This window comes from Streptomyces sp. NPDC093085 (genome assembly GCF_040683935.1).
Taxonomy (GTDB): Bacteria; Actinomycetota; Actinomycetes; order Streptomycetales; family Streptomycetaceae; genus Streptomyces.
On the sequence record NZ_JBFBFB010000005.1, the window covers coordinates 326,715 to 339,655 of the forward strand.

9 protein-coding genes are annotated in these 12,941 nt (G+C 72.7%); 4 read left to right on the plus strand and 5 right to left on the minus strand.

Translation table 11 applies throughout. The annotated features are described in order from the left end of the window. The first annotated feature begins 147 nt into the window (after window positions 1-147). Complete coding sequence (locus AB0O07_RS17995; RefSeq protein WP_365633890.1) at window positions 148-1,203, plus strand: hypothetical protein; 1,056 nt, start codon at window positions 148-150, stop codon at window positions 1,201-1,203. A gap of 47 nt (window positions 1,204-1,250) precedes the next feature. Here AB0O07_RS17995 and AB0O07_RS18000 read toward each other — a convergent pair whose 3' ends face one another. Then, the gene (locus AB0O07_RS18000) at window positions 1,251-4,085 is read right to left on the minus strand and encodes an ADP-ribosyltransferase (protein WP_365633893.1); all 2,835 of its coding nucleotides are present in this window, start codon (window positions 4,083-4,085) and stop codon (window positions 1,251-1,253) included. A gap of 593 nt (window positions 4,086-4,678) precedes the next feature. Between AB0O07_RS18000 and AB0O07_RS18005 the strand changes: the two genes are divergently transcribed. Continuing rightward, window positions 4,679-6,196 carry a glycoside hydrolase family 76 protein gene (locus AB0O07_RS18005; protein WP_365633896.1) on the plus strand — a complete coding sequence of 506 codons (1,518 nt, stop codon included), beginning with the start codon at window positions 4,679-4,681 and terminating at the stop codon, window positions 6,194-6,196. A 59-nt stretch (window positions 6,197-6,255) separates the two neighbouring features. Here AB0O07_RS18005 and AB0O07_RS18010 read toward each other — a convergent pair whose 3' ends face one another. The 3 genes from AB0O07_RS18010 to AB0O07_RS18020 form a co-directional block, all read right to left on the minus strand. Beyond that, on the minus strand, window positions 6,256-7,005 hold the full coding sequence (locus AB0O07_RS18010) for an FAD:protein FMN transferase (RefSeq protein ID WP_365634279.1): 750 nt from the start codon (window positions 7,003-7,005) through the stop codon (window positions 6,256-6,258). Window positions 7,006-7,183: 178 nt separating this feature from the next. Then, window positions 7,184-7,633, minus strand: a complete 450-nt coding sequence (locus tag AB0O07_RS18015; protein WP_365633898.1) for an FMN-binding protein — start codon at window positions 7,631-7,633, stop codon at window positions 7,184-7,186. Window positions 7,634-7,698: 65 nt separating this feature from the next. After that, window positions 7,699-9,087, minus strand: a complete 1,389-nt coding sequence (locus AB0O07_RS18020; RefSeq protein WP_365633901.1) for a ferredoxin reductase family protein — start codon at window positions 9,085-9,087, stop codon at window positions 7,699-7,701. 247 nt (window positions 9,088-9,334) lie between these two features. Here AB0O07_RS18020 and AB0O07_RS18025 point away from each other — a divergent pair, with 247 nt between their 5' ends. Both AB0O07_RS18025 and AB0O07_RS18030 read left to right on the plus strand, forming a co-directional pair. After that, window positions 9,335-10,225, plus strand: coding sequence for a response regulator transcription factor (locus tag AB0O07_RS18025; protein ID WP_365633904.1), 891 nt, complete (start codon window positions 9,335-9,337; stop codon window positions 10,223-10,225). 35 nt (window positions 10,226-10,260) lie between these two features. Next, the gene (locus tag AB0O07_RS18030) at window positions 10,261-11,724 is read left to right on the plus strand and encodes a HAMP domain-containing sensor histidine kinase (protein WP_365633907.1); all 1,464 of its coding nucleotides are present in this window, start codon (window positions 10,261-10,263) and stop codon (window positions 11,722-11,724) included. A gap of 270 nt (window positions 11,725-11,994) precedes the next feature. Here AB0O07_RS18030 and AB0O07_RS18035 read toward each other — a convergent pair whose 3' ends face one another. Beyond that, the gene (locus AB0O07_RS18035; RefSeq protein ID WP_365633910.1) at window positions 11,995-12,621 is read right to left on the minus strand and encodes a hypothetical protein; all 627 of its coding nucleotides are present in this window, start codon (window positions 12,619-12,621) and stop codon (window positions 11,995-11,997) included. Between the last annotated feature and the right edge of the window lie 320 nt (window positions 12,622-12,941).

Here is a 12,941-nt window from a genome sequence, read left to right on the forward strand (position 1 = left end):
AGCACGATCCCGCCGGTCAACCCCGTACGCACGCGGCCGGGCGCACCCGGCGAACCAGGCCCGGCCGCCCGACGTCCCTACGGTGAACGGAACTCAAACACGCACACGTAACCGAAACACGCGCACGAAAGCCCGAAGGTCCCTCCCATGCCCCCGACACCCCCCGAGTCCTCCACGCCTCCGGCGTCGCCTGCGTCCCCCACACCCCCCGCACCCCCCGCGCCCCACGGCGAAGCCCCCCAACGCACCGTCCTCGCCGCCGCCTTCGCCGTCCTCCGGCAGCACCGCCGCACCCTGGCGGGCGCGACCGCCCGCGTCGTCGGTGTCTCCGGCGCGCTCTGGCTGCTGCTCACGACCGTGATCTTCGCGGCCTCCTGGCCCCTCTTCACGCACATGCGGAACCAGGTCAATTACTACCGGTACGTCGAGGACTTCTACCCCCACGACAACAGCGGCCTGGTCCTGGTCGCCCTCTGCACCCTCCCGCTCTTCCTGCTCCTCCTCGGCATGGGCAGCGCAGCCCTCCAGACGGCATGTTCCCGGGCGGTCACGGCGGGGACGGCGGGGACGGCAGTCACGGCGGGGACGGCAGTCACGGCAGTCACGGCGGTCACGGCGGGGACGGGCGCCCGGGGCGCGGTCGTCGCCGTCTACGCCCTGCGCGGGCTGGTCGTCTGGCCGCTGCCGCTGCTCGTGACGTACGGGTCGGAGCGCCTCACCAGCCCCGCCCTCGACACCCCGTACCCGCTGGAGCGCGGCACCTGGATCTTCACCCTGGTCCGGTTCGCGCCCCTGGTGGCCGCGTTCGTCGCCGTACTGCTGCGCCTCGCGCTCGCCCTGGCCCCGGCCGCCGCGGCGGCCGGGCTCACCCCGCGCGCGGCGCTGCGCCACTCCTGGTCGCGGGCGTGGAGTCGGGCGGGCGGGGGCCGGGTGGTGGCGCTCGCGCTGCCGCCGGCCGTGCTCGCCGCCGGGGTGCTCCGGCTGACCGTACAGATGGCCCTGCCGCTGCGGCCCGCCGTACGGGGGCTCCTGGAGCCGGCCACGGGGAACTTCTTCGCCGCGTACTACGCCGGCATCCTCGCCCCGGTCATCGTCGGCATCCTGGTCACGGCGGCCCTGGTCCTCCCGTTCACCTTCACGGCCTTCGCGGTCCTCGACAGCCGCCTGCGCCCGGCGGGTACGCCGGATACGCCGGATACGTGACCGGCCGGAGCCTGAGGCCCCGGCCGACCTGCGCGAGCCGCTGACGCTCACCCCACCTGCTTCAGCCCGATAACCGTGTACTCCTTGCCGTCGATGATCCTCTTCTCCTCGCCGACCTTCTCGAACTTGCCGTCCCGGGGGATGAGCACCTCGGATTCCTTGCCCCGGTAGCGGGAGAGGGGGTCGATGTTGCGGCCGTTGTCCGTGGTGATTTCGAGCAGGACGTTCTGGCCGCTGCGACCGTTGCTCTTCGCGTTCTTGGCGGCGCGTTCGGCCTTGCTCAGGTCGGTGGAGGTGCTGAGGTACTCGGGCATCTCGACGGTTTCGCCGTTGGCGAGCCGATCCAGCAGCTCGTCCGGCATGAACGTACCCCGGTAGAACGTCCCCTTGACCGGCGGCAGATGGCTCAACGCCTCGTCCATGCGCTTGATGAACTCCGGCACGGACTTCTGGCGCTGGCCGCTGATGGGGTCGCCGCGCAGGTACTTGTTGGCGTCCAGGGCCCACGAGCCGGTGTAGTCGGCGATGATGAGCGCGTCCTGAGCGGTGAAGTCCTTCGTGAGCGGGTTGCCGCGCGCGATCTTCTCGACTTCCTCGGCCCACTTCTTCTTGTCACCCGGACGGAAGTCCGGGATGTCGTCCAGCACGTGCATCGGGTCGGTGCACTGCCCGCCGCCCTTGCCGGGGTCGTCCTTGTCCTTGCCCTTGTCGTCGCCCTCGGGCTTGTCGTCCTTGTTGTCGTCCTTGTTGTCGTCCTTGTTGTCGTCCTTGTCCTTGTCCTTGTCCTTGTCGTCCTTGGGCGGCGGGTTGCGCTCCGGCGGGGGCTTCGGCTCGTCGGTGAGGCCGATGGCGATCGTGACCCTGTCCCTGATGTTCTGGTACGTGTCGACGCCGGCGAGCGAGAACCCGGCCACCGACGACATCATGTCCACTGCGGAAGGCCCGGAGTCGGCCGCGAAGGTGACGCCGCCGACCAGCCGCCCGTCCACCAGGTGGGCACGGCCACCGGCAGCGGCGGCGAGCGTGTAGCGGCCCGCTCCGGCCGCGCCGATGCCGACGCCGACGCCCGCACCGACGCCTGCGGTCGCGCTGCCGGAGAAGGCGACGTTTTTCGCGTTCAGGCAGTCGTTCTTGTCTTTGTCCTTGTCCTTGTCCTTGTCGTCGTTGTCCTTGTCCTTGTCCTTGTCGTCCTGGCCGCCGGTGCTCCCGCCGGACGAGCCACCCGTGCTGCCGCCGCTCGCCCCGCCGGAACTCGACCCACCCGACGAGCCCCCGGAGCCGGAACCGCCACTGCTCGATCCCCCGCTGCTCGACCCGCCACTGCTCGATCCGCTGCTGCCGCCGCTCGCCCCGCCGCTACCGGAGCCACCGGAGCCCGAACCACCGGAACCGGACCCACCGGAACTGGACCCACCCGAACCGCCAGAGCCAGAACCGCCGCTGCTGTTACCACCCGACGCGCCGCCCGAACCGGAGCCGCTGCTACCGCCGGCTCCGCCACTGCCGCTGCTGCCACCGGAGGCTCCCCCGGAGCCGGAACCGGATCCGCTTCCACTACCGCTGCTGCCGCCGGCACCCCCGGAACCGGAACCACCCGAACCCGAACCACCCGAACCACCCGAACCCGAACCGCCGGAGCCGGAACCACCCGAGGCACCGCCCGCAGCAGCGCCGCCGCTGGCGCCGTTCCCCCCACTGTTCCCGCCGCTGCCACCACTCCCGCCGGAGGCGGCACTTCCTCCCCGGGAGCCGCCCGAGGCACCGCCTACAACAGCGACTCCGTCGTCATCGTCGTCGTCATCGTTTCCACCGGAGCCGGAGCCGCTGCCCCCAGAAGAAGCACCGCCGGAAGAAGCACCACTGGAGGAGCTCCCACCGGAGTTCCCACCGACCGCACCGCCCGAACTGCCGCCGGACGCACCCCCCGAAGCACCACCGCTGGAACTACCCCCCGAGTCACCACCCGAGTTGCCCCCCGAATTACCCCCCGAGTTCCCGCCCGAATTCCCGCCCGTAGCGCCACCCGAGCCACTGCCCCCGCTGTTACCACTCCCGCTACTGCCGTTCCCATTGCCACCGCTCCCGACAGCGCCCCCGCTGCCGGCACCGCCGTTGTCACCGTCACCACTGGCACCATTGGCCCCACCGGCACCACTGCCACCGGCGCCACCGACAACACCCCCGGTAACGCCCCCAGTGGTCCCCCCACTGTCAGCGACACCGTCGCCGTCGCCCTCGCCGTCACCTTCCCCGTCGGTACCCCCGGCGCGCCCGGAACCCCCCGTACCCGAACCATCGGAGCACTCCCCGCCCCCGAGCGCGCAGACCGCCGTCTGGAGCCGGTCCGTGACGCTGCCTCCCACCCCGCCGAGCACCAGCGCGCCGACGACCAGGACGACCACGGTGAGCAGGCCCACGTACTCGATCGCCGTCTGGCCACGGCTCCGGCGCCACCGGATCAGGTGCGGTACGGACGGGATCGCCTCCCGCCGGAACCGTTCCCACGTCCAGCGCGGCCGTACGGCCCGCCGGTCCGGGGGCAGTTCGAACCAGGAGCGGCCGGCGCCGATGCCGACCAGGGCGAGCAGGGCGCCCGGCAGCAGCAGTTGGCTGAGGCCGCGTGCCGACCCCAGGTAGAGATTGACGACACCGCCGATCAGCAGCCACACCTGGAGGCCGATCAGCGCGTACCGCACCGCGATGCCACCGGTCCACAGCCACCGTGCCAGGATCACCGCGACGATGCCCGGGGTCATGGCGTACAGCGCCGCCAGGGAGAGCCCGGGGGTGATCCGGGTGCCCAGTTCCAGCAGCGAGGTCAGTACGCCGACGCCGCCGAGCAGGGTGAGGCCGAACATCAGATGCAGCAGCAGCCGCGTCACGGCGAGCGCGCGCGGCAGCTCCCGGCGGTGCGCGGAAGCACGCGCCGCCGAACTCGCCGCCGAACTCGCCGTCGCGGATGGGGATGTGGATGGGGATGAGGGCGCCGGCGCGGCTGCGGGCGCGGGCGCAGTGGCCGGAAGCGCGGGGCCGTTGGAGTCCGACAACGGAGTACCTCTCGCCGAATCGCTGATGATCTCGGCCCAGTCCCCCCACCGTGGCGCGTACCGGCACACTAGGTACGCCCCGGCCCCAACCACAGGGCCCCTGGGCCCACTTCGGGCCGAAGCCGGGCCCAAGACGGGCCCAGAACGGGCCCAGAACGGGCCCTGGCCGGACCCGGGCAGGACCCAGGCAGGACCCGGGCAAGGAGCCGGGCAAGGACCCGGCCGGCCCGGGGCGTCACAGAACCGACGCAGGGCGCGCTCCGGCCTCCCGCCCGAGAGGGGGACACCGAGCGCATTGACGTGCCCACGCCAGCACCCCTACGTTCTGAAAGCGCTCTCCTCCGCTCCCCGTCCCCCGTCTCCCCATCCCCCCGTCCCGCCATCCCCCGTCTCCCCATCCCCCCGCCCCCTCGATCGCGGAGTCACCCATGTGGACATCGTTGTCCGTCCGGATACGTCATCTGGTGGCACCGGTCGCCGTGGCGCTGCTGGCCGCCCTGACCCCCCAGGCCGCAGCCGCCCCGGCGGCAGCCACCCCGGCCGCCCCGACCGCCACCCCGGCCACCCCGGCCGCCGACGCCGCCCCCGCCGCGACCATCTGCAACAAGTACTGCGACGCCCGCGACCCCGGGCTCTCGCCGCAGGACCGTGCCCCCGTCTCCACCACCCTCTTCTCCCGTTCGATCGTCCTCCACTTCGACGACCAGGACGCGATGGGCTGGGCCTCGACCGAGAACGGCAACCCCGGTGACGAGGTCTGGCTCGACCGGTCCTTCGACGGCGGGCGCACCTGGAGCTCCGGCAGCCGCCTCGGGGCCACCGCCGTGCCGACGGGGCAGCGCGGCTGGCGCACCCTCATGTACAACGTGGACGACTGGAACACCAACGGGGTCGGCGCCCTGCGCGCCTGCGGCAAGGCCGGCGACCGTACGGAGATCGCCTGCACCCCCTGGGCGCGTACGACCTGGAACGCGTGGGACCGCAGAACGGCCGCGGCCACGGCGCAGATGCAGTTCTACGACAACGGCACCGGGCTCTTCGCCACCACCGGCTGGTGGAACTCGGCCAACGCCCTCACCGCGGTCATCGACAACATCCGCGTCTCGGGCATGCCCAGCTACCGCTATGCCATCGCCAACACCTACGACCACCAGCTCAACGCGCAGGGCGGCCAGTTCCGTAACGAGTACATCGACGACACCGGGTGGTGGGGGCTGGCCTGGATCGCCGCGTACGACCTGACCGGCGACAGCCGCTACCTGAACACCGCCCGCGCGGACGCCGACCACATGGCCGCCTACTGGGACGGGGTCTGCGGCGGCGGGGTGTGGTGGAGCACCGCGAAGACCTACAAGAACGCCATCGCCAACTCGCTCTACATCCACCTCAACGCGGCCCTGCACAACCGCATCACCGGCGACACCGCCTACCTGGACCGGGCCCGCGCCGGCTGGTCCTGGTTCCAGGGGACCGCCATGGTCAACGGCTCGCACCTGGTGAACGACGGCATCGACCTCTCCACCTGCCGCAACAACGGCGCCGCCGTCTGGTCGTACAACCAGGGCGTCCTGCTCGGCGCGCTCACCGAGCTGAACCGGGCCACCCAGGACCCCGCCCTCCTCACCACGGCCCGCCAGATCGCCGACGCGGCCACCACCTCCTCGTCCCTCAACACCGACGGCATCCTGCGCGACCCCTGCGAGGGCGGCGACTGCGGGGCCGACGGCCCGTCCTTCAAGGGCGCGCACGTACGCGGCCTGGGCAGACTCAACGCCGCGCTCCCCGACCACCCCTACACGGCCTACCTCTCCCGGCAGGCGGACGCCGCGTACGCCCGCGACCGCAACCCGCTCGACCAGTACGGTCTGCGCTGGAACGGCCCCCTCGACACCACGGACGCCGCCCGCCAGCAGAGCGCCCTCGACCTGCTGAACGCGGCCCCCTGAGCGGCCCGCCCGGCTCCGCCCCCGGCCGAGCCCGGCTCAGCCTCCGCCTCCGGCCGCCCTCAGCCCCGCGCGACGGCCGGGGGCGCGCCGCCGGGCCCGGGGAAACCGCTGGTCTGCCAGGTGAAGCCGTCAGCGGTGACCGCGAAGCCCTCGTACCCGTCGAGGTCCTCCAGCCACCGGCGGGCCGCGCCGCCCATGGCGAAGGCGGCGGTGGCGTAGACGTCGGCCAGGGTGAGCCGGGGGCCGGTCACGGTGACGGACCCGGGGCCCTGGACGGGCGCGCCGCTGCGCGGGTCGATGATGTGGGTGCCGCGTTCCGCCGTACCGGAGGTGGCCACCGCGAGGTCGCGGCCGGTCACGACGGTGCTGAGGGCGCCGGGGCGGCGCAGCGGGTCCGCGACGCCGAAGCGCCAGGGGACGCCGGGCGCCGGCTCGCCGTACGACTGGATGTCACCGCCCCCGTTGACGGAGAAGGAGCGCGCTCCGGCCGCGTGGAGGAGTTGGCAGGCGCGTTCCACGGACCACCCCTTGACCAGGCCCGACGGGTCGAACGCCCCGCCCGCCAGCGGGTCGAACCAGCCGTCGGTGACCCGTACGGCGTCGTCGCACAGGGCGAGGACCTCGCGTACCTCCGGGGAGCAGCGGGCGGGGGTCAGTTCACCGCGCGCCAGGCGGCTGACCGCGCTGTCCGGGCGGTAGGGGGAGTAGGTCCGGTCGACGTGGTGGAGCCAGTAGACCGCGTCGCGCAGCGCCTGGTGGATCGCGGCGGTGCGCGGGTCCCGGATGTCGAAGGAGACGACGGTGCCCATCACCTGCTCGACATGGCGCAGGCCCCGCTCCTGCCCGGCACCGGGTTCCTGACCGGCACCACGTCCCTGCCCGGCACCACGTCCCTGCCCGGCACCGGGTCCCTGCCCGGCATCACGTCCCTGCCCGGCACCGGTCTCGTGCCCGGCTCCCCGGCCGGCTGCCGGGCGGGCCTCCTGGTCAGCCACCGGCCTTGTCCAATGCGCTCTGGAGGGAGCCGATGTACCCCTGGCTGGTGTAGCTGGCCCCGGAGACGGCGTCGATGTGCGCGCTGTGCGCGGCCAGCGCCTCCTGGGTGAGGCGGGGCACGGCGTAGTCGGCGATCCGCTGACTGTGCCCGTCCCGGGAGGGAACCTGGTCCACCCGTACGGCGGTGAGCCTGCCCGCCCGTACCGTGGCGGAGACCTGGACGGCGCCGTACGGCGTGTCCACCGGGTCACCGGTGTACGTACCGTCGCCGTGGGCGCCAGTGGCCCCGGAAGGAGCCCCGGAAGAGGGGGCGGCGGAGGGCGCGGAAGTGCCCGGCGCGGGGGCCGTCGCGGCCGGGGCGCCGGTGTGGTGGGGCTTGAGGGCGAGCAGCAGGACGACCAGGCTGGTGGTCGACGCGGCGGCGAGAACGGCTCGGCGCACGGAAGGTCTCCTCGTAACTCTCAGGACTCTCAGGGCTCTCAGGGCTCTCAGGGCTCTCAGGACATTCAGAACTCGAACGACTCGTGGTGGAGGTGCCTCCGCCGGACCCCCGCCCGCCGCAGAGCCCGTACCGCCGCCGCCGTCATCCCGGGCGGGCCGCAGAGATAGACCTCGTGCGAGCCGAGATCCGGTATCAGGGCACTCAGCGCACGGGCGGTCAGCGGCAGCGCGTAACCGGCGGGCTCGCTGACGAAGCAGTGGACGGTGGAGCCGCGCGCCGCGGCTATCGCGTCGAGTTCCCCGCGCAGCGCCAACTCCTCGGGCCTGCGGGCCAGATGAACCAGGGTCACCTCGCCGGGCAGGGTCTCGAACAGGGCCCGCAACGGGGTGATCCCGACCCCGCCCGCCAGCAGCAGCACCTTCGGCCTCCGGCGGCGCGCCTCGGTGAAGGCACCGTACGGGCCCTCCGCCCAGACCCGGGTGCCGGGCTCCAGCCGGGCCAGCGCCGCGCTGTGGTCGCCCGCCTCCTTCACGGTGATACGGAGCAGCCGCTCCCCGGGCGGCGCGGAGAGCGAGTACGGGTTGGCGCTCGTCCACAGGCCCGGGGCGAGGAAGCGCCAGCGGAAGAACTGGCCGGGCAGGGCGCCCAGTTCGCCGAGGCGGTCGCCGGTGAGGTGGACGGAGACCACGCCGGGAGCCTCCGGGACGACCCGGGCGACCCGCAGCCGGTGGCGCAGGTTCCGCCGTACGGGAACCAGGAAGCGGTACCAGAGGATCAGCGCGGCGGCGCCGAGGTAGAGCACGTACCAGGCGAACTCGGCAGCCCGGCTGCCCACGAGGTCCGCGCCGTTGCTGAGCTGGTGGAAGAAGGCGAGGAACACCGCGAGATAGGTCGCGAGATGCAGGAAGTGCCAGGTCTCGTACCGCAGCCTGCGGCGGGCCGCCCGCGCCGACACGGCCGCCGTGCCGATGAGCAGCAGGGTGCCGGCGGCGGCCTTCAGCATGTCGGGGAAGGTCAGGACGAGCGTGGCCGTCTGCTCGGCCACACCGGTGTGCGCGGTGAGGGCGTACCCCCAGATGATCAGCAGGGTGTGCGCGGCCACCAGGGAGATCGTGTACCGCCCGCCGCGCGCGTGCCAGCGGGCCAGCCGGTCGCTGCCGATGTGGTGGTCGAGGAGCGGGACGCGGGCCATCAGCACCACGAGGACGGCGCACCCGTACCCCGCCAGCAGCCCGGTGATCCGCCCGGCGTCCGTCAGCCACCCGGCGGCGCCGACGACCGCCGCCGTATCGATCCACCAGAGGGCGAGAACCCCTGCGGCGCCGCCCCAGACGGCGGTGGCGACCAGCAGAGGGACGGCGGAACGGAGCCCGGAACGGAGCCCGGAACGGCGGAACGGAGTACGTTCCGTACCGTGCCGTACGGGGGTCGCGGTGCTGGTGGGGGGCGTCATGGGGCGCCTTTCTCGCCGGTGGGCCACCAGCGTCGCAGGGCAACCTCTGCGTTCCCTCTGAAGAGGGCGGGAAGCGGCCGTGGAAGGAGCCGGCATGGGGCTGCGCATGGGGCGGCGCATGGGGCCCGCGAGGGGCCTGGAACAGCGGCCCCGGACGGGCCGCCCGAGCGGATTCAGAGGAAACTCAGAGCAAACCGGGCGCCGGACCGGGCGCCCGCCGGGGAACGATGGCCGCACCATGGGCACCATGGAGAACCACCCCGCTCCGGAGAACCACCCCTCCCCGGAGAACCACCGCTCCCCGCCCCGCCCACCCGGCGGAGACGGCGGCCCCGCACGAGCCCTCGGGGACGGCAGCGGTCCCGCACGAGCCCCCGGAGACGGCAGCGACCCCGCACGAATCCCCAGTGACGGCGGCGGCCCCGCACGAATCCCCAGTGACGGCGGCGGCCCCGTACGGGTCCTCGTCGTGGACGACGAGCCCGACCTCACCGAGGTCCTCTCCGGCGTCCTGACCGCCGAGGGCTGGCAGGTCCGTACCGCCGCCGACGGCGCCTCCGCGCTCGCCGAGGCCGACGCCTTCCGCCCGCACGCCGTCGTCCTCGACTGGATGCTGCCGGACACGGACGGCCTGCGCCTGCTGCGCGCGCTCCGCGCCGAGCTGGGGAACGTCTGCGTCCTGTTCCTGACCGCCCGCGACTCCGTCGAGGACCGGATCGCGGGCATCACGGCGGGCGGGGACGACTACGTGACCAAGCCGTTCAGCCTGGAAGAGGTGCTGGCCAGGCTGCGCGGCCTGCTGCGCCGCGCGGGCGTGGCGCGCGGGCCCGCCGGTGACCCGCTGGTGGTGGGCGACCTGGTGATGGACGAGGAGGCCAGGGAGGTGACCCGGGGCGGGGAACTCGTCGACCTGTCGCGGACCGAGTTCGAACTGCTCCGCTTCCTGATGCGCAACCCGCGCCGGGTGCTCTCCAAGGCACTGATCCTCGACCGGGTCTGGTCGTACGACTTCGGCGGCCGGGCCCATGTCGTGGAGCTGTACATCAGCTACCTGCGCAAGAAGATCGACGCCGGGCGCCCCCCGATGATCCACACGGTCCGAGGCATGGGCTACGTACTGAAACCGGAGCCCCGGTGAGACGCCCGACGCGCGTCCCGGAGCCCGGAGCCCCGGTGAGACGCCACCCCCTCCCCCGCCGCCTCCTCCCCCGCACCCTGCGCGGCCAGCTCACGGCCGGACTGGTGGCGCTGCTCGCCGCGGCATGCCTCGCCGTGGGCGTCACCACGGTCGTAGCCCTCGAAGGGTTCCTCGTACGCCGTCTCGACCAGCAGCTCTCCGCCTCCGGCGGACGGTTCGCGGCGAGTCTGGAGCACGAGGCCCGGCCGGACGCCGACAACCAGCCGGACACCCGGGGCCAGTCGGAGGGGACGTTCGGGGCGCGGCTGCTCGGCGGCACGGTCACCCGGGCGGCCGTCGTCAAGGACGAGGCGGATGTCGCGGTGCCGCTCACCGCCGGGGACCGGCGGGCCCTGGCCGCGCTGCCCGCCGACCGGAAGGGGCGCTCGCTGCGGCTCTCGGCGCTCGGCGCGTACCGGCTCTCCGCCGTGGCCGGGGACGACCAGGACATCCTGGTCACGGGGTTGCCGCTGCGGCCGGTGGAGGAGACGGTGCACCGGCTCGAAGGGGTCGAGGCGGCGGTCTTCGGCGTCGCGCTCGGGGTGACCGGCGCGGCCGGCGCGCTCTGGGTACGGCTCTCCCTGCGCCCGCTGCGCCGGGTGACCGCCACCGCGGCGAGCGTCGCCGAACTCCCGCTGGCCAGCGGCGAGATCGCCATGCCCGAACCGGTCACCGTCACCGACCCGGGTACGGAGGTGGGCCAGGTCGGCACCGCCGTCAACCGGATGATCGGCCATGTCGGCGACGCCCTCGCGCGCCGCCAGGCCAGCGAGGAACGGCTGCGCCACTTCGCCGCCGACGCCAGCCACGAACTGCGCACCCCGGTGGCGAACATCCGGGGCCACGCCGAACTCGCCCTGCGCCACCGGGGCCCCGTACCCCTCGAGGTGGGGCGGGCGCTGGAGCGGATCCAGGCCGAGTCGGAGCGGATGACCCGGCTCGTGGACGACCTGCTGCTGCTCGCCCGCATCGACGCGGGCCGGGCCCTGGGCCGCACCCCGGTCGACCTGACCCGGCTGGTCCTGGACGCGACGGACGACGCCCGCGCCGCCGGCCCCGCTCACCGGTGGCTGCTCGACCTGCCGGCGAAGGCGGTACGCGTACGGGGCGACGAACACCGCCTCCACCAGGCCGTCGCCAACCTCCTCGCCAACGCCCGCACCCACACCCCGCCCGGCACCGAGGTCCGCGTACGGCTGACGGCCGGCCCGGACACCGCCACCCTGACCGTGACGGACAACGGCCCCGGCATCCCCCGGGACGTCCTGCCCGAGATCTTCGGCCGCTTCGTACGAGCCGACCACAGCCGCTCCCGGACAACCGGCAGCACCGGCCTGGGCCTCGCCATCACCCACGCCGTAATCACCGCCCACAACGGCACGATCACCGCCAAAAGCACCCCCGGCCACACCGAGTTCACCCTGACCCTCCCGGCACCACCGCACCCGCCCCACGACTGAGACCAGAACTGGGACCACGGACAACCGCACAGCACAGCACCGCCGCCGACGCCGCATCCGCTGAGCACAAAACCCCAGCTCACCGAGTGGGTGACCTGGGGCTGGACAGAGCCCCCTGTCGGATTCGAACCGACGACCTACGCATTACAAGTCCCGGCAGGGTCCTGCCGGCGGTTCCGCCGCATACCTCTCCAGTCCGGAACAGCCTGCTCAGAAAGCTACTGCTTGACGGCCAGTCCAGATCTGGCCGCGTCATCCCAACGCGTCCGCTCACGCATCGCTCACGCATCCAGCCGCTGCGACCTCCACGTGACGGGCGGCCCGGAGCAGATCGAGGGTCCGGAAATAGCCCATCCTGTCGTCCTCCCAGGCGGCAGGGTTCCGTTGTTCCCCGAGTCTGCGGACGCACTCCGCCAGCAAAAGGCGCTCTTCCGGCGCCAACGCCCCACCGGATTCAATGCAGGCGATGACACAACGGTGCAGGTCCGCAGCAACAGGGTCACCGGCGACCATCGGGATCCGTTGCCGGTCGCGCAGGAATGACAGGGCATGCAGGGCCCCTTCCCGTGGCGCTCCCGACCACCGCATCTCCCGATACGGATTCCGCTCAGCCTGACGCGGTTGGCGTGCCCCCTGCCCCTTGGCGAGCCTTCGCATCCCGTCGAACGCCCGCAGCTCCATGTGCCACGCGTCCCGGCTGGCCTCCAGCACACCCAACGCGCGGAGCAAAGCACCCTCGTCTCTGCTGTAGGGACCCGCCTTGGCTTCAAGAAAGCTCAGCGTTGCGTGAAAACCGATCGGCCGGTACAACTGCACGCAAGACCGGAGCTGCGCCACGCGGAGCCCATGAGGAAGCGCCTCATCGCGAACCTTCCGCGCAATGTTGTTGAAGCTCACCTGGCGAGAGTAGCCAGACCTCTCGACTTGCGAACGGGAATTTCGATCAGCGGCAGGCCCGCAGACACTGGGGCGGCAGCGACGCGTAGGCAGTGCGATCGCTGCTCGTAGCCGCCGGGTACATCGGGGCCGGCAACGGGCCAGAACCTCTCGATTCGGTGAAGTGGCGCTGCGGCAGAGGTACAGAGCTGCTCAACCCAGCCCGATGCAACAGCGGTGACAAATCAGGCAGTCGACGGCGAGCGCGAACTCGCCCTGCAGATTGGCCGCTCATTGGCACCGGCCCATTCGCTCGGGCGAGATAGCGTCCTGCCACTGTG

Excerpts from the sequence above, each read along its gene's own strand:
- AB0O07_RS18005 (WP_365633896.1), top strand. The coding sequence starts at position 4,679 with ATGTGGACATCGTTGTCCGTCCGGATACGTCATCTGGTGGCACCGGTC.
- AB0O07_RS18025 (WP_365633904.1), top strand. The coding sequence starts at position 9,335 with ATGGAGAACCACCCCGCTCCGGAGAACCACCCCTCCCCGGAGAACCAC.
- AB0O07_RS18010 (WP_365634279.1), bottom strand. The coding sequence starts at position 7,005 with ATGGGCACCGTCGTCTCCTTCGACATCCGGGACCCGCGCACCGCCGCG.
- AB0O07_RS18020 (WP_365633901.1), bottom strand. The coding sequence starts at position 9,087 with ATGACGCCCCCCACCAGCACCGCGACCCCCGTACGGCACGGTACGGAA.
- AB0O07_RS17995 (WP_365633890.1), top strand. The coding sequence starts at position 148 with ATGCCCCCGACACCCCCCGAGTCCTCCACGCCTCCGGCGTCGCCTGCG.